The 24,229-nt window shown below is 70.2% G+C and carries 25 protein-coding genes; 11 read left to right on the forward strand and 14 right to left on the reverse strand.

Annotation, left to right across the window (positions count from 1 at the left end; translation table 11 throughout):
- The 4 genes from AC068Z_RS35480 to AC068Z_RS35495 form a co-directional block, all read left to right on the forward strand.
- Positions 1-2,751: ATP-binding protein (locus AC068Z_RS35480; RefSeq protein WP_478565360.1), on the forward strand; the 2,751-nt coding region annotated here is incomplete at its 5' end.
- Between the two features lie 224 nt (positions 2,752-2,975).
- Positions 2,976-3,515, forward strand: coding sequence for an ArsR/SmtB family transcription factor (locus tag AC068Z_RS35485; RefSeq protein ID WP_478565363.1), 540 nt, complete (start codon positions 2,976-2,978; stop codon positions 3,513-3,515).
- A complete protein-coding gene (locus AC068Z_RS35490; RefSeq protein WP_478565366.1) occupies positions 3,512-4,807 on the forward strand; it encodes an MFS transporter in 1,296 nt (431 codons plus the stop codon). The genes AC068Z_RS35485 and AC068Z_RS35490 overlap by 4 nt, the downstream gene beginning before the upstream one ends.
- 176 nt (positions 4,808-4,983) lie before the next feature.
- Entirely contained in the window at positions 4,984-5,559 is a 576-nt protein-coding gene (locus AC068Z_RS35495) for a DUF6417 family protein (RefSeq protein ID WP_478565369.1), read from the forward strand.
- 101 nt (positions 5,560-5,660) lie between these two features.
- Here the strand turns inward: AC068Z_RS35495 and AC068Z_RS35500 are convergent, their stop codons facing one another.
- On the reverse strand, positions 5,661-6,014 hold the full coding sequence (locus AC068Z_RS35500; RefSeq protein ID WP_478565372.1) for a hypothetical protein: 354 nt from the start codon (positions 6,012-6,014) through the stop codon (positions 5,661-5,663).
- 108 nt (positions 6,015-6,122) lie between these two features.
- On the opposite strand from AC068Z_RS35500, the gene AC068Z_RS35505 reads away from it, so the two are divergent.
- The 4 genes from AC068Z_RS35505 to AC068Z_RS35520 all read left to right on the forward strand — a co-directional run bounded on the left by AC068Z_RS35505 (position 6,123) and on the right by AC068Z_RS35520 (position 7,260).
- Positions 6,123-6,482, forward strand: coding sequence for a hypothetical protein (locus AC068Z_RS35505; protein WP_478565375.1), 360 nt, complete (start codon positions 6,123-6,125; stop codon positions 6,480-6,482).
- Complete coding sequence (locus AC068Z_RS35510; RefSeq protein WP_478565378.1) at positions 6,476-6,646, forward strand: hypothetical protein; 171 nt, start codon at positions 6,476-6,478, stop codon at positions 6,644-6,646. The genes AC068Z_RS35505 and AC068Z_RS35510 overlap by 7 nt, the downstream gene beginning before the upstream one ends.
- Positions 6,647-6,829: 183 nt before the next feature.
- Positions 6,830-6,964 carry a 3-oxoacyl-[acyl-carrier-protein] synthase III C-terminal domain-containing protein gene (locus AC068Z_RS35515; protein ID WP_478565481.1) on the forward strand — a complete coding sequence of 45 codons (135 nt, stop codon included), beginning with the start codon at positions 6,830-6,832 and terminating at the stop codon, positions 6,962-6,964.
- Positions 6,965-6,987: 23 nt separating this feature from the next.
- Positions 6,988-7,260 carry an acyl carrier protein gene (locus AC068Z_RS35520; RefSeq protein ID WP_478565381.1) on the forward strand — a complete coding sequence of 91 codons (273 nt, stop codon included), beginning with the start codon at positions 6,988-6,990 and terminating at the stop codon, positions 7,258-7,260.
- A 122-nt stretch (positions 7,261-7,382) separates the two neighbouring features.
- Here AC068Z_RS35520 and AC068Z_RS35525 read toward each other — a convergent pair whose 3' ends face one another.
- From AC068Z_RS35525 to AC068Z_RS35560, 8 genes are all read right to left on the reverse strand, one after another.
- Positions 7,383-10,361: an aminotransferase gene (locus AC068Z_RS35525; RefSeq protein WP_478565384.1), complete on the reverse strand. Its 2,979-nt coding sequence runs from the start codon at positions 10,359-10,361 to the stop codon at positions 7,383-7,385.
- 51 nt (positions 10,362-10,412) lie between these two features.
- Complete coding sequence (locus AC068Z_RS35530) at positions 10,413-10,853, reverse strand: Lrp/AsnC family transcriptional regulator (RefSeq protein ID WP_478565387.1); 441 nt, start codon at positions 10,851-10,853, stop codon at positions 10,413-10,415.
- A gap of 159 nt (positions 10,854-11,012) precedes the next feature.
- The gene (locus AC068Z_RS35535; protein WP_478565390.1) at positions 11,013-11,468 is read right to left on the reverse strand and encodes a hypothetical protein; all 456 of its coding nucleotides are present in this window, start codon (positions 11,466-11,468) and stop codon (positions 11,013-11,015) included.
- Between the two features lie 128 nt (positions 11,469-11,596).
- Positions 11,597-12,484 (reverse strand): bile acid:sodium symporter family protein, encoded by an 888-nt coding sequence (locus tag AC068Z_RS35540; RefSeq protein WP_478565393.1) that lies wholly within the window; start codon positions 12,482-12,484, stop codon positions 11,597-11,599.
- Between the two features lie 261 nt (positions 12,485-12,745).
- Entirely contained in the window at positions 12,746-13,021 is a 276-nt protein-coding gene (locus AC068Z_RS35545; protein WP_478565396.1) for a hypothetical protein, read from the reverse strand.
- 5 nt (positions 13,022-13,026) lie between these two features.
- A complete protein-coding gene (locus AC068Z_RS35550; protein WP_478565399.1) occupies positions 13,027-13,659 on the reverse strand; it encodes a DUF6000 family protein in 633 nt (210 codons plus the stop codon).
- Between the two features lie 156 nt (positions 13,660-13,815).
- Positions 13,816-14,550: a translation initiation factor IF-2 gene (locus tag AC068Z_RS35555; protein WP_478565402.1), complete on the reverse strand. Its 735-nt coding sequence runs from the start codon at positions 14,548-14,550 to the stop codon at positions 13,816-13,818.
- A gap of 161 nt (positions 14,551-14,711) precedes the next feature.
- Entirely contained in the window at positions 14,712-15,845 is a 1,134-nt protein-coding gene (locus AC068Z_RS35560; protein WP_478565405.1) for a S1 family peptidase, read from the reverse strand.
- 351 nt (positions 15,846-16,196) lie between these two features.
- Here AC068Z_RS35560 and AC068Z_RS35565 point away from each other — a divergent pair, with 351 nt between their 5' ends.
- Entirely contained in the window at positions 16,197-17,192 is a 996-nt protein-coding gene (locus AC068Z_RS35565; protein WP_478565484.1) for an endonuclease/exonuclease/phosphatase family protein, read from the forward strand.
- Positions 17,193-17,639: 447 nt separating this feature from the next.
- Here the strand turns inward: AC068Z_RS35565 and AC068Z_RS35570 are convergent, their stop codons facing one another.
- The gene (locus AC068Z_RS35570) at positions 17,640-18,413 is read right to left on the reverse strand and encodes a glycosyltransferase family 2 protein (protein ID WP_478565408.1); all 774 of its coding nucleotides are present in this window, start codon (positions 18,411-18,413) and stop codon (positions 17,640-17,642) included.
- 302 nt (positions 18,414-18,715) lie between these two features.
- Between AC068Z_RS35570 and AC068Z_RS35575 the strand changes: the two genes are divergently transcribed.
- On the forward strand, positions 18,716-19,939 hold the full coding sequence (locus AC068Z_RS35575) for an NAD(P)/FAD-dependent oxidoreductase (protein ID WP_478565487.1): 1,224 nt from the start codon (positions 18,716-18,718) through the stop codon (positions 19,937-19,939).
- A 158-nt stretch (positions 19,940-20,097) separates the two neighbouring features.
- Here AC068Z_RS35575 and AC068Z_RS35580 read toward each other — a convergent pair whose 3' ends face one another.
- The 4 genes from AC068Z_RS35580 to AC068Z_RS35595 all read right to left on the reverse strand — a co-directional run bounded on the left by AC068Z_RS35580 (position 20,098) and on the right by AC068Z_RS35595 (position 21,973).
- A complete protein-coding gene (locus tag AC068Z_RS35580) occupies positions 20,098-20,439 on the reverse strand; it encodes a DUF3140 domain-containing protein (RefSeq protein WP_478565411.1) in 342 nt (113 codons plus the stop codon).
- A gap of 10 nt (positions 20,440-20,449) precedes the next feature.
- The gene (locus AC068Z_RS35585; RefSeq protein WP_478565414.1) at positions 20,450-20,683 is read right to left on the reverse strand and encodes a hypervirulence associated TUDOR domain-containing protein; all 234 of its coding nucleotides are present in this window, start codon (positions 20,681-20,683) and stop codon (positions 20,450-20,452) included.
- 120 nt (positions 20,684-20,803) lie between these two features.
- Entirely contained in the window at positions 20,804-21,025 is a 222-nt protein-coding gene (locus AC068Z_RS35590) for a hypothetical protein (RefSeq protein ID WP_478565417.1), read from the reverse strand.
- A gap of 216 nt (positions 21,026-21,241) precedes the next feature.
- The gene (locus AC068Z_RS35595) at positions 21,242-21,973 is read right to left on the reverse strand and encodes a flavodoxin family protein (RefSeq protein ID WP_478565420.1); all 732 of its coding nucleotides are present in this window, start codon (positions 21,971-21,973) and stop codon (positions 21,242-21,244) included.
- Positions 21,974-22,668: 695 nt separating this feature from the next.
- Here AC068Z_RS35595 and AC068Z_RS35600 point away from each other — a divergent pair.
- Positions 22,669-24,219: an MFS transporter gene (locus AC068Z_RS35600; protein ID WP_478565489.1), complete on the forward strand. Its 1,551-nt coding sequence runs from the start codon at positions 22,669-22,671 to the stop codon at positions 24,217-24,219.
- Positions 24,220-24,229 lie beyond the last annotated feature (10 nt).

The raw sequence follows: 24,229 nt of genomic DNA on the forward strand, positions 1-24,229 counted from the left end.
CTGGCGGACTGGCCATCCCCGGCTGACGGCCCTTCCCTGGCCGCCCCACCATCACCGGCTGACCCATCCTCCTCAGCTGACCAACCTTCTCCAGCCGACCCGACCACGGTCACCGCCACCCACCGCGCCGCACTGCGCGCCCATGACCCGCTTGCCGTCACTGCCGACCCCGTTCAGGGCGCCCATGACCCGCTCGCCACCACCGCCCGGCCCGCACACCGCGACCTCTTCGTCGGCAGGACCGCCGAGCTGCACACCGCGGACACCGTCGCAGCCGCCGCCCGGGACACCGGCGGAACGCTCCTGGTGACCGGCGAACCGGGTGCGGGAAAGTCCGCGTTCATCGGCCGCCTCGCCGCCCGCCTGCGCTCCGCCGGATGGACCGTCCTCGTCGGCCGCTGCCCCGAGTTCGACGGCGCACCACCGGCCTGGGCCTGGACGCAGCTGCTCGGCGAGCTGGCTGTTGACCAGCCACCGGCCGCTCCCCAGGAACTCGCCGTCCTGCTCGACGAGCCCGACAACACCGCCGCCATCGCCCCCGACGACGCCACCACCGGACGCTTCCGTATGCACCGCGCCGCCGCCGCGTGGCTGCGCGCCTCGGCCACCACGGCACCGCTCGCAGTAGTGGTCGAGGATCTGCACCGCGCCGACAGCGAGACTCTGGCCCTCCTCGAGACGGCCGCCGCCGTCACCGGCGTACCGCTGCTCACCGTCGCCACTTACCGGCCCGCCGAAGTCGGCGAACACCTCGTCAAAACCCTCGCCAACCTCGCCCCACGAGTCCCGCACCGCATCAGCCTGGGAGGCCTGCCCCCGCGCGACGTGGCCACGGTCGTGAAGGCCGTCTGCGGCGAAACCGTGGACCCCGACACCCTGACGGCACTCGCCCGGCGTACCGGCGGCAACCCCTTCTACGTCCTCGAAAGCGCCCGCCTGCTGGCCGGCGAAGGCGCTCTGGTCGCCATCTCGGAGGTGCCCCACGGCGTACGGGACGTCCTGCGCCGACGGCTGGCCCTGCTCCCGGAAGCTGCCAGAACGGCGCTCCACGTCACGGCCGTCGCAGGCATCGAAGCCGACGTCGACGTTCTGACCGAGGCCGCCGAAACGGACGAGCGTGACGTACTGGACGGACTCGACGCCGCCCTGACGGCGAATCTCCTCACCGCGCCACGACCTGGCCGCGTCCGCTTCGAACACGCCCTGGTCCGCGACACCGTATACACCGATCTACCCGGCGTCCGACGCGCGCGCCTGCACGGCCGTATCGCCGACGTCCTGCGCCGACGCCACCCCGACGACCTGGCCGCCCTCGCCCATCACTTCGCCCGCTCGGGCGCTGCCGCCGACGCGCCCCTGGCCGTCGACTACGCCCTGCGCGCGGCCCAGGCAGCGGAGCGTCGATATGCGCACGAGGTGGCTATGGCCCTCGTCGAGCAGGCCATCGACGTGCACTCCGCCACGGCGGGACCCCAGGCAGCCGCCGACCGTCCGGAAGAGACTGTCCGTCTTCTGACACGCCTGCTCGGCGCGCAGGTACGCGCCGGATCGACGGACGCGGCCCGCCGCACCCGCCAGCGCGCCGTCGAACTGGCCGAACGCGCGGGTCGAGGCGACCTGGTCGCCGCCGTCTACGGCGCGTGGACCGAACCGAGCCCCTGGCCCAGCCGACTGGCGACCGCCGACGACCCTGCCGTCCTCAGACGCATCGAGGAACTGGCCGGCGATCCACACCTGGACGATGCCACGCGGGCCGGAGTGCTCCAGGCCCTCGCGAACGCCCTCGCCGCCACGGAACCGCCCCGCGCAGCCGAGGCAGCCCGCACCCAACTGCTGCTGGCCCGGGCGGGCGGCGACCCTCGTCTGCTGGCCGCAGCCCTGATGACCTCCGCGAAGCTCCTCCCGCACGAGCAGCACGCCCCGCAACGGCCCCCGCTCGTTGCCGAGTTGCGCGCACTCGCTCGCGCCCACGACCTCGCCGCCTACCGCTGGACCGCCGAACACCTTGACGCGCAGATCGCCGCCGCCCTGAACAACCCGGCCGCGGTGCGCCACCACACCGAGGAAGGGCAGACCCTCGCCGTCCGGTACCGCATGGTGTGGGCCCAAGGGCTCAGCACCGCGACCACGGCCATGCTGGCAGCTGTCCAAGGCCACTTCGACGAGGCGGAGACCCGCTACACCGAGGCCGACGTCCTGCTGCAACGCGTCGGCACCCACCAGGCCCAGGGCCTGCGCACACTCGCCCTGGCCACCATCAGGCTGACCCAGGAACGCACGGTGGAGATCGAGCCGCTCATGCGCCGGGTCTACGACCGTGTCGGCGCCCCCGTCGGAGTGCTGATGGCCCTCATCCTCGCCCTCCTCGGCCGGCACGACGAGGCACGGGCCGTCCAACTGCCACCCGAACCCGTGGCCGATCACCTCTACGGCGTCGAACTCGACTTCCGCTCCCGGCTCGCCGTCCTCCAGCGCGACACCGAGGCCGCCCTCGCGCTGATCGAGCATCTGCTCCCGCTGCGCGAGCAGTTCGCCGGAACGGCGGGCGCCGCCTACGCCACCCGCCCGCTCGCCCACGCCCTGGCCGACCTCTACCGCCTCCTCGGCGAACACCAGAAGGCCGCCGACCAATACGCCCTGGCCCAGCGCACCGCGTGTACCTGGTCCTCACCGCACTGCGCCGAAGCCGCGGTCCGGGCCGCCGCGGAACTCGCCGCGGAGCGCTCACGAAGGCGGACCGTCGTGTCCTAGGTGCCGCCGCACCGCGGATCGAGGGCGTGCAGGTGGAGCCGTAATGGCCTTGTCTGCGTGTCGGCAGGCGCGGCCGTTCACCATTCCCCGCCCCCCCGCCGGTCGTACCCGACTTTGAGGACCGTTGCGCACCAACGGCCGGGCGCCGAGCCGCTCTTCAGTGGTGGGGAGGTTTGTGCGAAATCCCCTTGCGCAATGGTCAAGACTCGTTGACCATTGCTCGCATGCCTACCGATGACCTTCCCGAGACGTTTCACGTCACCACGGACGAGCAACTGCGCGCCGTCTCCAATCTCACGCGCCACCGGATCATGGCCGTGCTCCGCTTCGAGCCGGCGACGATCACGCAGATCGCCGAACGGGTGGGCCTTGCGAAGGGGAGTTCCAGCTATCACGTGCGGCTGCTGGAGCGGGCCGGCCTGGTGAAGGTGGTGCGGACGCGGAAGGTGCGGGGTGTCACCGAGCGGTACTACGCCATGGCCGCGCGGTCGATCGTGCTGCCGGATCCGGGCGAGGGCGGGCCGGATGTGCTGATGCGACATGCGGTGGCGGACCTGGAGGCGTCGCCGGTGGACGGCGAACGGCATGTGCGGATGGCTCATCTGCGGCTCACCGACGAGCAGTTCGCGGAGCTGGGGGCACGGCTCGAGGCGCTGGCGGACGAATACCGCGAGCTGTCCGATCCTTCGCTGCCGGACGCGTCACTGGTCTTCGCGCTGTTCCACTCGGCCCCGCGCAACCAGCCCGAGGGGGACGCCAAGTGACCTCAGAGATACGGAAGTTGCCGACCGGGTTCGGACGGCTGTGGACCGCGCAGACGATCTCCTCGCTCGGCGACGGGGTGTCGCACGCCGCGATGCCGCTGCTCGCACTGACATTGACGCGCGATCCGATGGCGCTCGCCGTCGTCACGGCCGCCGGGACGCTGCCGTGGCTGCTCTTCGGCATACTCGGCGGTGCACTGGTGGACCGCTGGGACCGCCGGCGCACGATGTGGGTCGTGGACGCGGCACGTGCGATGCTGCTCGTGATACCGGCGGCAGCGGCCGCGCTCGACATGCTGAGCATTTCGCTCCTCGCGGCCGTCGCCTTCCTGCTCGGCCTCGGCGGACTCTTCTTCGACACAGCCGCCACGGCCTATCTGCCGGATCTGCTCGGCCGCGACCCCGCACTCCTGGAACGCGCCAACTCCCGCCTGCGCGGCGCCCAGACCGCCATGTCCGGCTTCGCGGGGCCGCCCGCGGGCAGCGCGCTGCTCGCGCTCGGACGGGCGATCCCGCTGCTCGCCGACGCGGTGTCGTTCACGGTGTCCGCACTGCTCGTACGGTCGCTTCCCGCCATGCCCCGTCCAGTGCCGGAGATCCGCGAGTCGCTGCTCTGTCAGGCGCGGGCCGGGGCCTCGTACGTCTTCCGGGACCGGCTGCTGCTCGGGCTCGCGCTCCGCCCGGCGGTCGGGAACATCGCCTTCCTCGCCGTGGAGACCGTCCTCGCCCTCTTCGCGCACGACCGCCTCGGCATAGACACCTACGGCTTCGGCCTGCTCCTCACGGCGGAGGCCACCGGCGGCCTGATCGGTGCAGCAATCGCCTCCTACCTCGGCCGGCGACTCGGCACCGGCACCGCGTTGACCTGCACGGCCGCCGTGGAAGGGCTCGCCATCCTGGGCCTTGCCGCCGCCCCGAACCCGTACGTCGCCGGCCTCGCGCTCGCCGTCTGCGGAGCCGGTATGGGCGCCACGATGGTGCTCGGCCCCTCTCTCCGGCAGGCGATCGTCCCGGCCCACCTCATTGGCCGAGTCGCCTCCACCTCGCGGATGCTGGCCATGTGTGCCGCACCCTTCGGCGCCTTCCTCGGCGGCTGGCTGGCCACCACGTACGACGTCCGGACCCCGCTCTACGCCGCCGCGGTCCTGCTCCTGACGATGACTGCGGTCACATCGTCCATGACCAACAACCGCCGGGTCGAAGCGGCACTGCGGGCCGTTGCGCCGACCGACGCTCCGGATCTCACGGCATCCAAGGATCCAGCCAAGGAGAGTGCACCTGACTTGTTGTGACCCGTGCCGCGCAGAGTCACAACGAGTCGGGGTGTTGGGCCCTGCGTGGCGCGACGAGCGTCAAGCAACTCGTGGAGGCGCCATGCTGTGTCTCGCACGGAAGGCCGCGACGCGGCAGGTTCGGCTAGCGTCGCTGCGGTCCAAAAGAGCAAGGCCGCGGCGGCAAAGGAGAATTGATGGCGGGAAGCAGGCAGACGGTGCTGGCCATCCTCGAGATGGTGGACAGCGCGGTGTGCCGCCATGGCTGGGTGCTGGAGACGGGCGTATCACGGGGCAGTCGGCAGGCCGTGGAGTTGCTCCTGGCCCAGGGTGTGGTGGAGCTGGCCAGCCGTGAGGACCGGGCAGAGCTGTCGGCGCTCGAGGGCAGGCCAGTGCGATGGGCGGTCCGTCTGACTTCGCACGGCCGCGACGCCCTCACCTACGGCCGCGCCCGGCCCGAGTCCGAGTTCGGCGATAGGGATCCGGGGGAGGGGCGGCGGCTGGTGGAACTGCTGCCGTCCCAGATGAAGGTGCTCCGGACGTTCGTCAGACTCGCCGACGACCTTCAGGTGCCGACGGCCGCCGGGCTTGCCGAGCAGGTCCACAGCGCGTCGCGCGCCCAGGCCGGAAGCCGGTGGAGACTGGACCTGACGGACCCGCAGATGGAGTCTGTGGCCTACGCGTTCTGGCTGCACCGCATGGCGGGCTCCGTGGCCGAAGCGAACCGCTTCGCGCGCGAGTACGGCATCACCCACCCGGCCATCCGCACATGAGGGCGAGGAGCACCAGAGCAGTGCCCCCGTGCCCCCGTGCGACCGTCGCAAGGCACGCCTGCCGTCTTGGCATGCTCGCCAGCGGCCTGGCTGTGACACCCTCAGCAGGGCATGGGAGCCCACGGCAGTGCCTCACGCCACCCACCGCGATCGTGTGCCCAGTCGATCATCACTCTGACGATGGGCTCCGGGCCGATCACATCGCCTGGCCATGGGACATGGGCCTGGAAGTGCCTGTCCGCGCTGCCTTCGCGGTATTCCACCTGGTAGCTCAGGTCGTCGTTGAGATGCACCTGCATGTAGTGCTGATCCACAGGCTCTCTGTCGAGCCTCTCGAAGATCACGAAGGGGTGGCTGAGGTTCATATCAGCCAGCAGGTCGTGCAGGGCTTCCTCGGTCGGATCGTCCACCGTACGCCCGCCGGCTTCGATCGCCCGCAGCAATGGTCGCGTCATGCCCGCGACTGTACTGGCCACCCTCAGCGCTGCTCAGGCTGCGGAACCACGTTCGAGCCCGTCTCCTGAGTCATCGTCGCCACCGGCTCCCACCTGCCCGAACGGGTGGTGGGCAACTCCGATTTCGCGGCGATGGGTCTGGACGTCGACGACGCCTGGATCCGGTCGCGCACCGGGATCGGCACCCGCCGCTGGGTCAAGCCGGGCACCAGTACCGGCGACCTGGCCGTGGCCGCCGCCCGAGCCGCGTTGGAACGGGCCGGGCGTCCCCCGGTGGACCTGTTGGTGCTGGCCACCACGACCCCCGACCACCACTGCCCGGCCACCGCCCCGTGGGTGGCCGCCGAGTTGGGCCTGTCCGGGATTCCCCCCTTCGACGTGGCTGCGGTGTGCTCGGGGCTTCTTTACGCCCTAGCTCTACCGCCGACGCCTACATCCGTTCCGGGAGCGCCAAGACGGTCGTGGTGATCGACGCGGACACCATCTCGACCATCGTGGACAGCACCGACCGCGACACCTCGGTGATCTTCGCCGACGGGGCCGGGGCCTCGTACTGCGTGCGGGGCGTGCCGATGAGCCAGGCGCCGTGCGCTCGTGCCGACTGGGCAGCGACGGCAGCCGGTTCGACCTGATCATCACCCCCGAAGGGGGATCGCGTACGCCACAGGTCACCGAGCCCGGCCAGGCGTGGCCGCGGATGCGCGGACGGGAGGTGTTCGCCCACGCCGTACCCCGGATGGCCAAAGCCTCCCGCAGCGTCGCCGAGCAGGCCGGCTGGCCGCCGGATCCTGACCACTGTCGGCGAGCTGCTCGGCCTGCCCGAGGACCGGTGCCACGCCAACGTCGACCGGGTCGGCAACACGTCCGCGGCCTCCATTCCGCTGCTGATGGACGAACTGATCACCAACGGAGACATCGCCGCCGGCGCCCGCACGGTGCTGGCCGCCTGAACAGCTAGGAAAGGGAGCTTTCCATGACACCCACCGAACAGGACGTCTACGACGCCTCCGTGCAGATTCCGCTGCGCAAGCACGATCATCTGACGGCCGAGCAGATCACCCCCCAGGCCGGCTTCGCCGGTCTGGGCCTGGACTCACTGGCCCTCGTCGAGGTCCTGGTCGCCCTCGACGCGCAGTTCGGTGTGTCGCTGGAAGACGCCGTTGTCGACTCGCTGGACACGCTGGAAGCCACCGCCCGCATGGTTGCCACCGCGGTCGACGGCGGCGTCTTGCCCGCGCACGCGTGAGGGTGCCGGCCCTGACCTCATCGGTGCCAACTGTGCCGGCGGTGGCAGGCCCGTGGCATAGGAAGCGGCTGCCGTGACTGCGCCGCCCGACGGGCCGCGAACTTGTTGGGGCTGGCCGGTCCTCAGCCGGCGTGGCCGTGGCCGAGTTGGCTGAGGGCCAGGTCGAGCATGTCGGTGAAGAAGTCCGCGGCGGCGGGGTCGATGCACAACGGGGGCTTGATCTTGAGGATGTTGAGGTGGTCGCCGGTGGGCTGGACGATGACGCCTAGGTCGAGCATCCGGTCGCAGAGTTCGGCGGTCTCCTCGGTGGCGGGCTCCAAGGTGGTGTGGTCCCTGATGAGTTCGAGGCCGAGGTAGAGGCCCGAGCCGTGGACGGCGCCGATGATGCCGAAGCGGTCGGCCAGTGCCTCGAGGCGGCGTTTGAGATGACTGCCGACACGCGCCGCGTTGCCCTGGAGATCCTCGTCGCGCAGGGTGTCCAGAACGGTGAGGCCGACGATGCTGGAGACCGGGCTGCCGCCGGTGGAGGAGAAGAAGTAGCCCTGTTCGCGGTAGCGCTCGGCGACCTCTTTGGAGGTGATGACGGCACCGAGGGGGTGTCCGTTGCCCACGGCCTTGGCGACGCAGACGATGTCGGGCACGACCCCCTGCTGCTCGAAGCCCCAGAACCAGTGGCCCAGGCGGCCGTAGCCGACCTGCACCTCGTCGGCGACGGCGAGGCCACCGTGGCGGCGCACCGCCGCGTACACCTCGGCGAGGTAGCCGTCGGGAAGGGCGACGCCTCCGGCGTTGCCGTAGTAGGTCTCGCCGATGAATGCCCCCGCCGGGCGGCCGGAAGCGGCCAGTTCGTCGATCACCGCGACGGCCTCGGGCGCGTAGCGTACGGCGTCCGTGCCGCGGTGCCGGCCTCGGTAGGCGTTTGGGGAGTCCACGGTGTGCACCCAACTCGGGCGGGTTGCGAGGGCGTTGGGGTTGTCCTGCAGCGAGGTGGAGACCGCGTCGGAGGCGTACGTCCAACCGTGGTACGCCTCGCGCAGTGCGACGACATCGTGCTGCCCTGAGGCCCCGATCGCCAGCCGCAGACCCAGATCCACCGCCTCGGAACCGGAGTTGACGAGGAACACCGTGTCCAGGGGCTCGGGAAGCAGCCCGGCGAGGCGTTCGGTGAACTCCACCACCGAGGAGTAGTGGAACCGCGAGTTGGTGTTCAGCCGCCGCAACTGCCGGGAAACGGCCTGTTCCACCCGGGGGTGCGCGTGGCCCAGCGGTGTGACGTTGTTGACGATGTCCAGATACGCGCGGCCCTCGGTGGACAGCAGGTGATGGCGCCAACCCCGTTCGATGCGGGGAGGGTTGGCGTAGTAGTGCCCCTGCACGGTGGCGAACACGGCGTCGCGCCGATCGAGCAGGTCGCTGTCGCGCGTACGGTCGGAGTGGGCCGGAAGGCCGAGGAGGGGGCCGGGGTCCGCAGTGAGCGCGAGCCAGCCGGGGGCGTACTCGGGCCGGACCAGGCGCGGGATGTCGGGGCCGTCGGCAGCGCGCAGCGCGACGTGCACTGTGGTGCCGGAGCCGAGGTGGGCGATCTCCTCGCCAGCCTCCACCGTCGCACCCGTGCTGACCAGGGGCAGCCGGTCCTCGTGGGTGAGGGAAAGGGACAGTACCTGCGTGCCGTGGGTGAGTTCTATGTGACCCGGTGCCGCGGCGAGGACCCTGCCCGCGGCGGGTGCCTGGAGCACGGCATCCCGGCCGAGCCAGAGGTCGATTCCGGTGGGCACCGTGGCGGTCGACACCGTGGACAGCGCCTGGGACCGAGTGAGCCGGGTACGGCCGTAAGGGGTGGCGACGGCGGCCGCTCCGTCCGCGAGCGCGGAGGCCGCGAGCCGCTCCTCGGTGCCGGTGTCCATCCATGCTCCGAGGTCCATGCACTCGGCGTCGGGGGACAGGTCGAGGAGGGTGATGTCGTCGGCGGCGAGGCCTCGTAGGAGAGGCGGTACCGGCTCATCGACCTGTGTGGTGCGGGCGGGCGCGGCGGCCGTGCCGGTCGCGTCCCTGACGAGGCCGGTCATCACCGGCAGCGGGAGCGAGACGGTCTGTTCGAAGATGCGCCATTCACGGTCGAGGGCGGCCTTGGCGTAATCGTTGTCCTCGTCTACGGCAGCCTGCTGCCGCCCACTGGCCACCAGGACGGCGGCGCGCAGGATCACCAGCGGCCACAACGCCTCCGCCTCCTCTTCGGAGAGCGGCCGAACGGCGTGGAAGGCGCGGACGGCCGGCAGCAGGTGGTGGGGCTCGACACCGTCATGGTGGAGCAGGGAGGACAGTGCAATGGCCAGTTCGCCGACCGCCCAGCTCGTGGTGACGTCACCGAAGTCGATGACTCCGTCCGGCATGGGCAGACGGTTGCCGGGACTGCGGATCAGATTGTCGTCGGTCAGGTCCAGGTGCACGGCCTGGGACGGCAGTGCGGCGGCGAGCTTGTGGACGTGTGCCCAGGCCTCGGCGGTCGCCTGCTGTACGGCGGCACGCCGGTCGGGCTCGGAGATGTGCCCGGCGAGCCTGGCGACGACACGGTCGGCGTGCTGCGGGTCCCACTGGAGCACACGGTCCAGCCCCGGGTGCCGGAAGCCGCGCAGGGCAGTGCTCACCTTTCCGACGATCGTGCCCATGGCCGCCACCGTGGCCGGTGACAGGTGCCGAGGTCCCGAGAAGGTGCCGCCGGGCAGGTAGCGCAGCAGACGCGCGACGGCTGGACCGGTCTCGGTGTCCACCGTCGTGCGACGCGGGGAGCCGTCGGGGTGGCGCAGGACCGTGGCGACGCGCAGGTCCGGGTGGGTCGAGGCGATCAGGTCGGCTGCCGCGTCCTGGGCGTCGATCTCCGTGGCGCCGAAGGCAGGGTTGGCGATCTTCAGAACCGCCGCGGGCGTCGCATCGTCAATGCGCAGGAGGAAGTTGGCGTCCTGCTGGCTGCCCAGTGCCTGCGCGCGAGCGGTGATGCCGAGGTGCTCTGCCGCGATGCGCTCCGCCTCGGCCGGTGTCACGCGGGGTGCGGGAAGGGCGTCCTCGGTGAAGAAGTCGATCGTGCGGTGCTCTTCGGGCTTCATGCGGGGTTCCTCGGCTGGTGCGGGCGAACAGGGCTGCGATGCTCGGATGCCTCAGTCGACATGCCACAAGAAGCGGTGCGTGTGGATCCCGAAGTAGGGGAAGTTCTCCACGGATGCGACACCCTCGATGGGCCGTACGACGTCGTTGATGAAGTCCAGAAGATCCCGAGGGTGACGGCACACCACTTCCGCGAACAGGTCGAAGCCGCCGGCCGTCAGGACCGTGTACACCACTTCGTCGTGCCGGGACAGCTCATCGGCGACCGCCCGGGGATCGCCGCCAACACGCAGGCCCAGGAGCGCCATCGCCTGCTGGCCCATGGTCATCGGGTCGGTCACTCCCACGACCTGGACCGCCTTGGCGTCGATCAGCCGCTGCAGGCGGAGCCTTGCGGCCGAGGGCGACAGCCCCACCTTCGGCCCCAGATCGGCGTACGGGATCCGGCCGTCGACCTGCAGCTCCCGCAGGATGGCCCGGTCGATCTCGTCCATGCAGCACCTCTTCCGCCTACGCGAACCGCAGGCCTGACGCTTGATTCAAGCACCATGCCGGATGGATACGCTCGATTCAAGTGTGGAATCGACTGAATCGAGCGATGAACGTGGTGTACGAGGTCTCGCGGGCGACGGGCGACCGGGCTGATCTCCCGGCTAGGCATCCATCACGTACCAAATGTGTACGTCCATTGCCGGTTGCCGCCGCTGTCCCAGCGCACAAGGCCGGGGGCGCTGGTGGCGCCGGTCCGCCATCCGGAACTCGACTGCGCATCCCATCGTGAAGCTGCGGCGGGGGCGGCCGTCCGTCCCGTAGATCTGCGCGCCGCGGTCGCCGGTGGCGCTGTGTCCCTGCACGATGAGCCGGCCGGTGGGCAGCGCGTCGAGGTGGGTCACCCGCACGCTCAGGCCGCGCAGGGTCTGCTCGCGGACGGTGCCGGCGTCGTCGATCACGAGAAGTGCGTCGTACGGGCGGCGGCGGGGCTGGGGGTAGGGGCTGCCATACGACCTGGGGCTCAGTTCGGCATCAGGGCAGATCAACCAGAGCGTGCGGCCCCAGGCGTCCACGGTGGTCGCCGGAACCACCTTCTGATGGTCGTACTGACGAGGCAACAGTTTGACCCTGAAACCTTACAGGGGCCGGCGGGCTGCCTCGACTCACCTCCGGCTGACGGCTCCGGCAGGGCGCCGCCACGACGACCGGGCGCCGGGAGACCGTCACGGCGTCCGGGACTGTGGGGTCAGTGGACCGGCGCGGGTTTCTCGGCCGGCCGCCGGCCCCGGGTCATCGCCAGGCCCGCGAGGGCCGCGATGGGGTTCATGAGAACCCCGTAGACGGCAGCGGGTACCGCCAGGCTGACGCTGCCGAGCACGCTGATGGCCAGGGTCATGGCGATGGCGCTGTTGTGTACGCCGATCTCCATGGAGCAGGCGATCGACTGCCGTTTGTCCAGGCGGGCCATGCGCGGTATCGCGTATCCGATCGTGAGGCTCAGCGCGCAGAAGACCACCACCGTCGGCCCTACGTCCGAGAGGTAGTCGCCGATGTTGTTCCTCTCGGCCACCAGGGCACCGGCGATGATCGTGACGAGCACGACGACCGACAGAAGTCGCACCGGGCGGTCCATGCGCCGTGCGAAGTCCGGTGAGCGGCGGCGGATGGCGAGCCCGATCGCCACTGGCACGAGTACCAGGGCGAACACCTGAAGGGTCTTGCCGAACTGCAACCCCATGCCGTTCTCGCCGATGTCGGGTTCGAAGTACTGCAGGGAGAGGTTGGTGATGATCGGCAGCGTCACGATGGCCAACAGCGCGTTCACCGCCGTGAGCGTGATGTTCAGGGCCACGTCGCCGCCGAAGAGATGGCTGTAGAGGTTCGCCGTCGTCCCGCCGGGTGATGCGGCCAGCAGCATCATGCCGACGGCGAGGACGGGGGAGAGGCCGAAGGCGAGGACCAGGCCCAGGCATATGGCGGGGAGGAGAAGGAGCTGGCAGGACATGGCCACGACCACCGCCCGTGGGTGGCGTCGCACCCGCTGGAAGTCGTCCAGGGTGAGGGACAGACCCAGCCCGAACATGATGACGGCGAGGGCGAGCGGGAGGAACACGGTGGCGAGGGGAGTGTCCATGCGCGGCTCCGTCGTCAGGCGCGGGGATGGCGCGGTGCAGGGTCAAGGCCAGATGACACCCGTTGACCGTCCGGCGTGCACATGCCCAGGTGTTGTCCGCATCGCGCACAGTAGAGGGGGCCGTGAGCACGGTCAACATGAGCCGCGCGGCGCCGGTTGCTACGGCGCCGACTCGGCCGACGGCGTCGGGTTGTGCGGACAGGGGCCCGAGGTTCCGAGTTGGCCTTTACAGCGCTCACTTGGCGCGTCTGCCAGCCGAGGCTACAGACCACGCAGGGCCTCGAACAGATCGTCGTAGGCACTCCAGCAGTCGACACTGCCATCGTCGTTCAAGCTGCCCATGTACCAGGCGTCGTCGTTGACGGGCTTCACCAGACACAGCTGGTGGAATCCCAGGACGATCTCGGGACGGAGTTGTTCATCCGGTGCCGGCCATCCCAACCAGGTCACAACACGGTTGGTGTCGAGGGCAGTGGCTTCCCGATCGCCTGAGACGTTGCGGATTTCCTCCAGGGTCCATCCTGTCGGTAGTTGCATGTATGTCAGTCCACTCGCTGCATGGTTTTCATGGAGGCGAAGAGCTCAGCACACTCGTCGGCGAAGGAACGGAGCTGGTCTACGACTTGCCGGTCCACATAGGGATCCCGTACTGGGCCTGGCGTGGCCTCGGTCCACTGTTGCCACAGGCCGCCGGGAGCAAGGTATCGGGATGCCCGGTCGGTCCCCAGAGTGGCGTCGAGGTGAAGCAGCGTGCTCAGGGCGAAGGTCCGGTCGTAGCCGAGGTCCGGTCGAGGCAGGTAGCGATCAAGGTAGCCGCAGACCAGGTCGGCGTCCGCGCTGGTGCCGAACGTGGCCAGAGGGATGCAGAAGGCGCCGCCGTAGGGGCCTGCACTGGCCAGCAGGAGTTCGCCGATGCGGGCGCGGAACTCGGTTCTGCCGGCTACGGCGACCAGCCAGGAGGCAGTCCTGCACTCTCGCCACCCGCCTTCGAAAAGGATGCCGAGCTCAGCGGGGGTGATCTCCTCGGCGGCCTGGGCCAGCTCCCGCATGAAAAGTTCGCGCTCGGGCCCGGTCAACCGCAGCGAGCTTCCACCCAGCCGAAGGTGGCGGCGGCCGGGTGTGACGAATCGTCGGATCACGTCCGTCGGCTCGGGGTCGGTGCAGGCGTTGCGCATGGCTGCATCTTTGCCCGGGGAAGCCCCCGCTACCAGGGGTTTTCCAGGGCGCTGAGGAGTGGCCACGCGTTCTGGACGGCCTGCGGTGCCAGGGGGCGGCACGTGATGCGGGTGCGGAGCCGGCCTGCGGGGGGAAGGCTGTGGGGCAGGGAGGGCTCAGTGTGGTGGCGGTGCCGGGTTCAGGGCGTTGGCGGCGGTGCAGCCGCCCTCTCCGGGCATCCGTTGGATGCGGGGCGGCACCCACACGTCGGTGGCGCCGGGGGCCACGCGGGCGAGAAGGCAGTCCTGGGCGTCGTAGCTGTTGCCCTTAGTCGACAGCAGAACGCCGACCCGGCCGCCGTCCGCCCGCACCTCGGTGCGGATCGCCGGATCCAGGTCCAAGGCCGCTAGCGTACGGCGCACCTCCGCCTCCTCCGCCCGGCCGCCCTCCGGCACCCGGGGAAGGTTCGTGCGTAGTTCCTCGTACGGCAGTCGGGGTGGTTCGGGTGGCGGGGCGAACGTCAGCGCGGGGCCATCGGGGCAGTCCACGTCGTGTGGATCCGCACGCCACTCCGACTTGGGCGACACCCGTACGGCGAAACAGCGCGACACGGTGACCTGCTCGGAGGCGAACCACCCGTCGTACGCCGAGCCGGAGGTGCGGATGACCACGTCGATGCCGTCCCCGTCGTGGGTGGAGGTACCCGTCACCCGCAGTACCTCCACGCCGTCGATGTCCGAAGCCGAGCGCCCTACCTCCTCCGCCGTGCGCGGACGCTGCCCGTAGAGCTGTTCGCCGGCCTTCCTGGCCACATCCCGGGCCACGGCCGCCGCCTCGTCGTTGGAGGACTGCACCACCCCGCAGCCGGTGGTGAACAGCAACAGCGGGGTGAGCAGCAGGAGTCGGCGCATGCGGCCACCCTTCCGTCGCCAGGCGCGGCGGGCAACTGCATTGGTGCTCAGACCGGCTTGGGTCAACGTACTCAGGCGGTGCGGCGATCAGGTGCGGGCGCCCCCTGTGACGTTCCCGTGGCAGACGTACGCCTCGTTCAAGATCTCCTCGCGACCGACGCTCATACCGTGTGCAGGCGCAGGCCGTAGCGGTTCAGGATCTCGTTGACCGGCTGGTACCAGGTCTGGCCGCCGCTGGAGCAGTTGCCCCAGCCGCCGGAGGTGACGCCTTGGGCCTGGTCGCCGGAGATGAAGGAGCCTCCGGAGTCGCCCGGTTCGGCGCACACGCTGGTCTTGGTCATCTGATGGACGGCGCCCTGGCTGTAGTTCACCGTCTCGTTCTTCGCGAGGACCGTTCCGCAGTGCCAGCGCGTGGTGGAACCGGAGCGGCAGATCGACGCACCGACGGGAGCCTCGTTCGAGCCGCGCACCAACTGGTCGGGCACGGTGCCCCAGCCGAGCACCACGGGCACGGTCCACCAGCCGTTGCCCACACTCACCCAGGCGTAGTCGTCGCCCGGGAACGACGATCCCTGGAAGGTGCCGACGGCGGTGTTGTCCCAGCCTCTGACGGCGGCGCCGCTCCGACCGCAGTGGCCGGCGGTGACGAAGCCGCCATGGACCGAGAAGCCTATGGAACAACGGACGTTGCCCGTGTAGTACGGGTCGCCTCCGACGGTCCCGGCGGCGAACGGCTGGGGAGCCGCGTTCACTTCGCGGATCTCGACGGGGCCGGCCCTGAGCGCCCTGTCCACGAACGACCTGACATCGTTATCAGTGCGCTGCGATGTGACGACGTCCACGACCACCCGGTTGGCCTTGTGGTCCACCCGCCACGCGGCGACGCCCTCGGGCGCTGCTGTCTTGTCGAGCTGCTTCTTCGTGGCGTTCAGGTGGGCTGCTGAGTAGGCGGCTCGGCGGACGTCGGCTCCCGCGTCGCGGAGTTCTGCGGCCAGGGACGGATCGGTCGTGGCGACCGTCAGGCGGCCGGTGTCCGGGTTGAACCAGCTGCCCGCGTACGCGCTGCCGGCCAGGGTCTTGACGCGCCGTTCCACGGTGATCGCGTGCCGCTCGGCGGAGAGCCGGTTCTCGGCTTCGGACTTCGTCAGGTGCAGGTCCCGCTGCATCGCCTTGACGAGCCCCGGCGACATCTCGTCCGTGCCGGATGAGGCCTGGGCGGTGGGGGTGAGGGAGGCGCCTGCGGCTCCGAGGGCGAGCAGCAGAGCGGCGGCAGCGCGTGATCGCATGTGACGCATGGGGTGCTTTCCTTCCGTTCGCTGTGGGGGTACGCCGGCTGCTGGCAGCGGGCGTGCGGACGGTGAGAGCGCTCTCAACGCTAGCCGGGAGATTACGCCGACGTCGGCAACTGGTCCATACCTAAGTGCAGTTGAGTGTGGGGGAGGAGAGGAGGCAGGCGACAGAATCGGCCACTGTCCTGCGCGCGCTGGGCGAGTGGGCAGGGGCAGCTGGTCTGTTCCGACGGCAGAGCGGAACCCGAAGTGCCTGGTGGCTCGTTTAGTGCGACGAGCCGAGCGGATGGGACCCAGGTGGAGCGGGCGCGTAGCAGTGTGTCGTCGAGAGGGAGGGCAGCGGTGCCTTGGGGCGTCCTGTGCCGGGCGAGTCGGCGGGTTCCGGGCGAAGGGGGAGAGGGGTACGCAGGACGCCAATGGGCCTGGGTGCGGGGGAGGGCGCTCGCCGTGTGTGCGGTGCTGACGGCGGGGCTGCTCGTGTTTCACCGGGTCGCGCCCAACTCCGTGGGCCGCGTGGGCAGTTTGCTGGAGGTGTTCCTGCCCTGGCTCGGCCTGGTGGTCCTGCTGTTGCTCGGTCTGAGCCTGCTGCGCCGGTCCACCGCCGCTCTGGTTGCCCTGCTCCTGCCGGTGGCAGCCTGGACGGACCTCTTCGGCGGGCTGCTGCTGCCCGCGCCGAAGACCGGCCCGCACGAGTTGGTGGTCGTGCAGCACAACGTCAGTGACGAGAACACCGATCCCGGGGGCACGGCCCGCGCCCTGGTCGACGCCGGGCCCGATCTGATCGCGCTGCAGGAGCTGGTGCCCCCGGCGCTGGCGGTGTACGAGAAGAATTTCGCCGCGGATTACCCGTACCACGTTGTCCGGGGCACGGTCGGCCTGTGGTCGAAATATTCGCTCGCCGGTTCCCGGCCGCTGGACATCAAACCGCGGGGCGTCGAGGGGCCTTGGAGCCGCGGGCTGCGGACCGTGGTCCGCACGCCGCAGGGTGAGATCGCGGCATACGTCGCGCACCTGCCCTCGGTCCGCGTCCGGGCGACCGGCCTCGCATCCTCCTGGCGCGACGAGAGCGCCCGCCTGTTGGGCAAGGCCATAGCCGCCGAGCCGCTGGCAAGGGTGGTTTTGCTGGGCGACCTCAACGCAACGGTCGACGACCGCGGGTTGGTCCCGCTGACCTCACGGATGAACGTGGCGGAGCGCGGCTTCGCGTTCAGCTTCCCCGCCGCCTTCCCCCTGGCACGGATCGACCAGGTCATGGCCCGCTCGGCAACCGTCGCCCACATCAGAGTTCTTCCTGCCACCGGCAGCGACCATCTGCCGGTCGCCGCCCGGATCACACTGACCCCGGTGCGGTAGCCGGACTCGTCCGCCGTGAGCGCAGAGGGGCCACCTGATGAGTCGCGCCAGTGGCTCGGCAGTCACCGGCGCAACCGGGCGCGCAGTCTGGGCAGCCGCTTCGGCAGCCAATGCATGACGGCCACCGTCGCGGCCAAGCTGCCGACTGTCGCTAAGAACGCCCCCGGATAGAGGTGGTGGCCCCAGCATGGCTGCCACTCGCTGCCGCAGGACGCCGAGGCTCTTTCCCGGGATCGCACGCGCGGCGGCCAAGGCGCTCACCAGTGCCAAGGCTCCGTATCCGATGCCGGACGCCGGCCAGTACGCGGACAGGTTCCAGAACGCATCACCGAGCCACAGCGACAGCGGAAGAAAGCCACCGAGGGTTACGAAGGCGGCGGCGGGCTTGGTGTTCTGGTTCCGGCCCTTGCAGTCGCGTACCGGGGCTCCGCGGGCCCGTGCACGCAGCTAGATGCGTGAGTTGCGCAGCGACTGCCACACCGCGCCGGCCAGCGACCGGGTCGCCCGGGGGACCGACAGGTGCTCGTGTTCGCGGTACAGGTTCCAGTTGTACTGCACGAGCGACAGCTTGTTGGAGGACAGCGATCCCGCCTGGTGGGCCCTGTACACCGCGAGCGGCTCAGTCAAGCCCCGCGCATCAGCGCCGTCCCGCATGATCGACAGCCAGAGGGCGTAGTCCTGGCGCTTGCGCATCTCCGGCATAAGCCTCGTACCCAGGACATTACGGTCGTACATGGCGGTAAGGGCGCCGATGTAGTCCCGGACCAGCATCGCCTTGTAATCCACGTGCTCCCGAGCCCGGACCACTCGCCCGTTCGGGACCCAGTCGGTGCTCTCGCCGGCGTAGTCGGCGTCCATCTTGAAGTACGACGTGAACGTCAGCGGCGCGGTGGCCTCCGCGGCGAAGGCGAGCTGCTTCTCGGTCTTCTCCGGCAGCCACATGTCGTCGCTGTCGAGAAACGCGATGTAGTCCCCGCGTGCCCGCTGGATCGCCAGGTTGCGCGCCTTGCCCGCACCGCCCCTTTCGGGTGCCGCCTCAGGCAGGACGCGCTCGTCCTGCGCGGCGAACTCGCGGAGCAGCTCCATGGAGCCGTCGGAGGACTGATCGTCGGTGACCAGCAGCTCCACGTCGGTGTGAGTCTGCGTGAGTACCGATCGGACGGCTGCGCCGAGGGTGGCTGCCGAGTTGTAGACGGGCATCACGACAGAAACCAGGGGCACAGCACTTCTCCTTGCCAGACCAGGAACGACGGTCCATTCAAGCACCGTCATCGAGCAGGACCTGCCACGGAGGTGGTTTTCGCTGGTCAGAGGATACCCGTATGCCCAGGGGGTGGGCCGTGACCGGGAGCATGCGCTGGGTGACGGCCCTTCCGGGAAGGCGTACAGGCGGGTGAATGCCGACCGATGCCGCGGCAGGAGGCAGAGGCACGCGGTAGTGCATCCGTGGGTGCGGGTCCCCGCGAAGTCGCTGGGGGCAGTCGACAGTCGTGAGAGGTGATCGTGTGTCCGAAGCACAGGACATGACGGACGTGCTGGTGGTCGGGGCGGGTGTCGCGGGTCTGGCCTGTGCCCGGGACCTGCTGGACGCGGGAATCGGCGTCCGGGTGCTGGAGGCCGCCGACGAGGTCGGCGGGCGCATGCGCAGCGATCTCGTCGACGGGTTCGTGGTGGACCGCGGGTTCCAGGTCTTCAACACCTCCTACCCCCAGGTACGGCGGCGCCTCGCGCTGAAAGACCTTCGGCTCCGGCCCTTCACCCCCGGCGTCCTGGTGCGCACCCCGACCGGCAAAGTGCGCTTCAGCGATCCCAGCCGACGCCCCCGCACCCTGCCCGACCTGCTGCCGGGCCGGTTCGCGGGCGCCCGCGACCTGGCCGCACTCGGCCTGCTGTCCGCCCAGGACATGCTGCTGCCGCCCCGCGCGCTCAAGAGGCGCGCGGACACCACCACGCGGACCGCACTCGCCCAGGCCGGCGTCTCCGACGCTCTGGTGGAGCGGTTCTTCCGCCCGTTCCTGTCGGGGGTGTTCCTGGAGGACGAGTTGGTCACGTCCGGCCGGGTGTTCCACCTGGTGTGGCGGAGCATGCTGCGCGGGACGCTCTGCCTGCCCACAGAGGGCATCGGAGCCGTACCGCGTGCTCTGGCCGCCGCACTGCCGCCGGGAACCGTGCGGCTCGAGACTCCCGTGGAACGGCTCACGGACGCGGGCGCGGTCACGGCCTCCGGGAAGGAGGTCGCCGCCCGCGCCGTGGTGGTGGCTACCGGACCCGGCCCACTCGCCACCCTGCTTCCGGACGTCGACCTCCCGCCCTACCGGGTCGTGACGACCTACTTCCACGTCGCCCCTCGGTCCCCGTTGGGCGAGCCGACGCTGCTCGTGGACACCCGGCGCCGCTTCCTCAACACCTGCGTCCTCACCGACGTCGTACCCGCCTACGGTCCCGACGGGCACGCGCTGATCGCCACCTCGGTCCTGGGCGACGACAGCGAGGGCCGGGAGAAGGGGGTGCGCGAGGCGCTGGGCGAGGCCTATGAGACGGCCACGGAGGACTGGGACGTGCTGGCGGTCCGTACGGTCAAGGACGCGTTGCCCGCGATGCCGCCTCCGCAGCCGCTGAGCCGGACCACTCGGGTCGGGCCCGGCCGTTACGTGTGCGGCGATCATCGGGCCACCGGGTCGGTGCAGGGCGCGATGGCTTCGGGAGCACGGGCCGCACGCGAGGTGCTGCGCGATCTGCGGCGGTAGCGGAGGAGTGAAACGCCAGGTCAGCAGCTTGATCGTGTTCCGCTGAAATTCTGTCGGCCAGGTGCATCCGCAGGCGGCCCGGGAGGCGAAGACTCTGACGCAGGAGGACAGGGCTCTCGCCCCGAGACCCCCCGAGCCGGGGCGAGGGCCCGCTTCCGCTATCCGCCGCCGTCGGCGAGCGGATCGTGCCCCCAGTTCATGAGCGAGTACCGCCACGGCGTATCGCGTACGTCGCCGGACGGCCGCTGGGAGAGGTGACGGCGCACGTATCCGACGACCTTGCGCATGTGCCCCCAGTCCGCGTCCGACAGGTCGTCCTGGTCGGTCCGCAGGATGGCGACGATGCGTCGGCCCGAGGCGTGTCCGGTGGACTCGCCACCGTCCTTGCTGTCCCCGACGCCCTGGGACTCCTCGGTCTTGAGCCAGTCCTCCAGTTCCGCCGGCCGCATGTTCACGACGTCACGGAACTCCTGCCACGTCTCACGCTGGGATTCGTCCATCAGCGTCGGCTCACTTCTTGCGCTTCTTCAGAGCGGACGGCTTGTGGACGGCGGACCGTCCGGAACGGTCGCTGCGCACTTCGTACTGCGGATCCTCGGGTGAGGCGTCGACGGTGCGGCCGGCGGCCTCGGTCCGCTCGGTGATCTTCTTCTCGACCTCACCCGTCGTCTCGTTGCCGTGGCTGCTCCAGGCGACCTTGTCGCCCCGGCGCAGCTTCTTGTCCCGGCCGTGGTCCTTGGCCATGTGGTGGGCCTCCCGTTCTCGCGACCCGTTCCGGCCGTTTCCGGGACGGCGCCGCTCTACGCACCCTGGGCGGCACGGGGACCGTCCGCATCTTGGCCGCCCGCGTGGTCCTGGGGGCAGTCAGGGGCCGTTCTCATCGGCGCGCTCCGCTTCGGGAGTGCGGTGGATGCGCCACAGGCCCAGAGCGGCTCCCAGGATCCCGCCCACGCAGGCTGCGAGAATGCCCACGACGTCACTGGTCGCGAACGCGGCGGCCAGGAAACCGGCCAGCAGGGCCCCCACGAGCAGGTACATGAAGACGATGAAGCCTGCGGCAAGATGTCGATCCCGGAACGGCGCCATGCCCCCGCTCACCGGATCGCTCCCACGATGAGTCGGGCCGTGTTGGGCGTGTTTGGGCAGAGCCGTGCAGCGGCACGACAGGCTCGCGGGTTCATCTGGAGGGTGGTGTATCTGCAGCGCTGCATGAGGCCTCGATCCGTCCAGTCTGCTCGTCGACCTGTCGTGTGCCCCTGAACGCCCGCGACAACCCGGTCGCGAGCCGTTGCTGCCGTGGGGTCAGCGGTGTTCGGGGTTGTCCGCGCCAGGCCGGCATCCGGCGTCCCACTGTGTCCGTTGGTTGCCGTGGGCGGGCACGCCGCCTGAGCGTTTGAGCAGGGCGGCGAGGTGCATCAAGTTCCAGGCCATGAACGAGGTGTTGCGGTTGGTGAAGTCGTTCTCCGGGCCGCCCGAGCCGGGGTCGAGGTAGGAGGGTCCGGGACCGGCCGCGCCGATCCAGCCGGCGTCGGCCTGCGGCGGGACGGTGTAGCCGAGGTGCTGGAGGCTGTAGAGCACGTTCATCGCGCAGTGCTTGACGCCGTCCTCGTTGCCGGTGATCAGGCAGCCGCCGACGCGGCCGTAGTAGGCGTACTGGCCTTGCGGGTTGAGGAGGCTGGAGCAGGCGTAGAGGCGCTCGATCACCTTCTTCGTCACCGAGCTGTTGTCGCCGAGCCAGATGGGTCCGGCGATGACCAGGATGTCCGCCGCCATCACCTGTTCGTACAGCGCGGGCCACTCGTCGGTGGCGAAGCCGTGCTCGGTCATGTCCGGGTAGACGCCGGGGGCGATGTCGTGGTCGACGGCGCGAATCTCGGAGGTGGTGACCCCGCACGACATCATGATCGCCGAGCTCTTGTCGATCAGGCCCTGGGTGTGGCTGAGCTGCGGGGAGGGTTTGAGGGTGCAGTTGATGTAGAGGGCGGTGAGGTTGTCGTAGCGGTAGTCGCTGTCGGGTGAAGGCGCGGCTGTCATGGGGCCAGCGTCTCGCGGGAGGGCTGGTTTGCCCGGATTCGACACAGTGTCGGTCGCGCACTCGGGCTGCTCTGCCGCACCCGTGGTCTTGCCGGGGGAAGGCGATTGCCGGTGAGGTCTTCGGACAGGTCGCAGAGGCGCTGCTGCGTGGCCGAGGCAAGCACGGCAGCGTGACCATCTGCCGCCGGGACGGACGCACGGTACCCACCCCCGTCGGTGCCCTCGTCCACGACCGTGTCCTCTACGCCCTGACAGCCCCCGACACCGGCAAGGTCAGCGCGTCCGCAACAACCCTCACGTCGCCATCGCCCCCTGCGCCATGCACGGCACCGTCCCGCCCAGCGCGCCGACCGCCGCGCTCCCGAGCCAATGAGCCACTTCCGGTCTGCGTTCCGATGCCGCACAGGCTGCCTGGCAGCGGGGTGAACTGCCGGCAGCGCTCGTGCAGTTCGCGATGACTGCGGTCGGCGTCTCGCCGACGTGGACGAAGCCGCCCTCTCCTCACGCGTGGTTGCGCTGCTGGGCCAGGCGGGGCAGATCCGGCCTGGAGCAACCCGCCTTCCGTCGCGGGCGCTGCCGATGCGGGCTCGCCCGAGCGGGGGCAGACTGGGACGGTGAGTGACACGCACCCTGGGCGTGGTGACACCACGCCCGCGCTTCGCTCGGGGCACCAGCAGACGCTGGCACTCGCGGCCATGATGTGTGCGGTCGCGATGACGTTCATCGATCAGACCATCGTCTCCATCGCCGCCCCGGACATCGTCCGGGAACTGGATCTGTCGGCGTCCGGCATGCAGTGGGTGATCAACGCCTATCTGCTCGCCCTGGCCGCCTTCTTCGCCGTCGGAGGCCGCCTCGCGGACCTGTACGGACCGCGCCGGATCGTCGTCATCGGCACCCTCGTGTTCGTCATCTCCTCGGTGATGTGCGGCTGCGTCCCCAAGGGAGACGCAGCGCAGGGCTGGCTCATCGGCTTCCGGGCCGTCCAGGGCGTGGGGGCGGCACTGCTGTTCCCCGCCGCGCTCGCGGTGGTCGTCGCGGTGTTCCCGCCCGAGCGGCGCGGCCGCGCCCTCGCCCTGTTCTTCGGGCTGTCGGGCGCCTTGACCGCCGTAGGACCGCTGCTGGGCGGCTGGCTCACCGGGGCATGGACCTGGCGCGCGGTGTTCTGGGTCAACGTGCCCGTGGCCGTGGTGGCGCTGGCACTGACCGCGATGGCCCACATCACCGACCGCAGACGGACCGGCACCCTCGACGTCGTCGGCGCCGCCCTGATGGCTTTCGGCATGGGTTTGAGCGTCCTCGGCTTCCAACAGGCCTACACCTGGGGCTGGGACAGCCCCGCCACCTGGCTCTGCCTCGCGGGTGGGCTGGCGATCCTCGCCGTCTTCGTCCGCTACGAGCGGGGCGTGCGCCATCCCCTCATCGATCTGCGCGTCTTCCGCGACAAGGGCTTCACCATGGACGCGGCGGTGCTGTTCTTCGCCATGCTCGCCTTCGTCCCGCTGTTCTTCTTCGCGTCCGTGTACGCCCAGGTCTCCCTCAGCGCCTCGCCCAACCAGGCCGCGCTGTTCCTGCTGTACGTCTTCGCAGGCTTCGCCATCGCCTCGCAGTGGGGCGGCCGGATCCTCGACAAGCAGGGTGCGCGTCCGGCGCTGAAACTGGGCGGCGTCGTGGGCTGCGTCGGGTTCGCCCTGTGGGCGGGCAAACTGACCGACCTGTCCATGCACGACCAGTGGCCCTACGCGGCCCTGGCCGGCGCGGGCATCGGCTTCATCCTGGCGCCCGCCTCCACGGACGCCGTCAACCGCGCCATCGGTCCCTCGTACGGCGAGGTCACGGGCATCACCCAGACCGTGCGCAACTACGCCGCCAGCGTGGGCATGGCCGTCTTCGGCACCATCCTCACCCACGTCACCCGCTCGAACGTGACGAGCACCCTGGAGTCGCAGGGCATGTCGGCCGAACAGGCCCGGGACACGGCCCACAGCCTCAGCAGTTCCCTCACGGGCAGCGGCGACGCGAGCCCGCCCTCAGGCACAGGGCCGACCGCGGAGCAGATGCGGGAGGTCGTCAGCGCGGTGCGCGTGGACTTCGCCGAGGCGAACCAGTGGGTGTTCTACGGCATGGCCATCGCCCTGGGCATCGCCTTCCTGCTCGCCTTGCGCCACCCGGGCGGCACCGCGGCCGCTGCGGCGGACTCCTCCGCCGAGGCGCAGCCGGAGCACATCTCCGCGAAGAGCGGCTGACCCTTGTCGC

This window comes from Streptomyces sp. NPDC043726 (assembly GCF_056436565.1).

What these genes read in the sequence shown, in the direction of transcription:
- AC068Z_RS35520 (WP_478565381.1), top strand. Translation starts at nt 6,988, where the DNA reads ATGACACCCACCGAACAGGACGTCTACGACGCCTCCGTGCAGATTCCG.
- AC068Z_RS35560 (WP_478565405.1), bottom strand. Translation starts at nt 15,845, where the DNA reads ATGCGTCACATGCGATCACGCGCTGCCGCCGCTCTGCTGCTCGCCCTC.
- AC068Z_RS35540 (WP_478565393.1), bottom strand. Translation starts at nt 12,484, where the DNA reads ATGGACACTCCCCTCGCCACCGTGTTCCTCCCGCTCGCCCTCGCCGTC.
- AC068Z_RS35530 (WP_478565387.1), bottom strand. Translation starts at nt 10,853, where the DNA reads ATGGACGAGATCGACCGGGCCATCCTGCGGGAGCTGCAGGTCGACGGC.
- AC068Z_RS35575 (WP_478565487.1), top strand. Translation starts at nt 18,716, where the DNA reads ATGACGGACGTGCTGGTGGTCGGGGCGGGTGTCGCGGGTCTGGCCTGT.
- AC068Z_RS35590 (WP_478565417.1), bottom strand. Translation starts at nt 21,025, where the DNA reads ATGGCGCCGTTCCGGGATCGACATCTTGCCGCAGGCTTCATCGTCTTC.
- AC068Z_RS35595 (WP_478565420.1), bottom strand. Translation starts at nt 21,973, where the DNA reads ATGACAGCCGCGCCTTCACCCGACAGCGACTACCGCTACGACAACCTC.
- AC068Z_RS35600 (WP_478565489.1), top strand. Translation starts at nt 22,669, where the DNA reads ATGATGTGTGCGGTCGCGATGACGTTCATCGATCAGACCATCGTCTCC.
- AC068Z_RS35485 (WP_478565363.1), top strand. Translation starts at nt 2,976, where the DNA reads ATGCCTACCGATGACCTTCCCGAGACGTTTCACGTCACCACGGACGAG.
- AC068Z_RS35555 (WP_478565402.1), bottom strand. Translation starts at nt 14,550, where the DNA reads ATGCGCCGACTCCTGCTGCTCACCCCGCTGTTGCTGTTCACCACCGGC.
- AC068Z_RS35495 (WP_478565369.1), top strand. Translation starts at nt 4,984, where the DNA reads ATGGCGGGAAGCAGGCAGACGGTGCTGGCCATCCTCGAGATGGTGGAC.
- AC068Z_RS35500 (WP_478565372.1), bottom strand. Translation starts at nt 6,014, where the DNA reads ATGACGCGACCATTGCTGCGGGCGATCGAAGCCGGCGGGCGTACGGTG.
- AC068Z_RS35585 (WP_478565414.1), bottom strand. Translation starts at nt 20,683, where the DNA reads ATGGCCAAGGACCACGGCCGGGACAAGAAGCTGCGCCGGGGCGACAAG.
- AC068Z_RS35545 (WP_478565396.1), bottom strand. Translation starts at nt 13,021, where the DNA reads ATGCAACTACCGACAGGATGGACCCTGGAGGAAATCCGCAACGTCTCA.
- AC068Z_RS35525 (WP_478565384.1), bottom strand. Translation starts at nt 10,361, where the DNA reads ATGAAGCCCGAAGAGCACCGCACGATCGACTTCTTCACCGAGGACGCC.
- AC068Z_RS35550 (WP_478565399.1), bottom strand. Translation starts at nt 13,659, where the DNA reads ATGCGCAACGCCTGCACCGACCCCGAGCCGACGGACGTGATCCGACGA.
- AC068Z_RS35580 (WP_478565411.1), bottom strand. Translation starts at nt 20,439, where the DNA reads ATGGACGAATCCCAGCGTGAGACGTGGCAGGAGTTCCGTGACGTCGTG.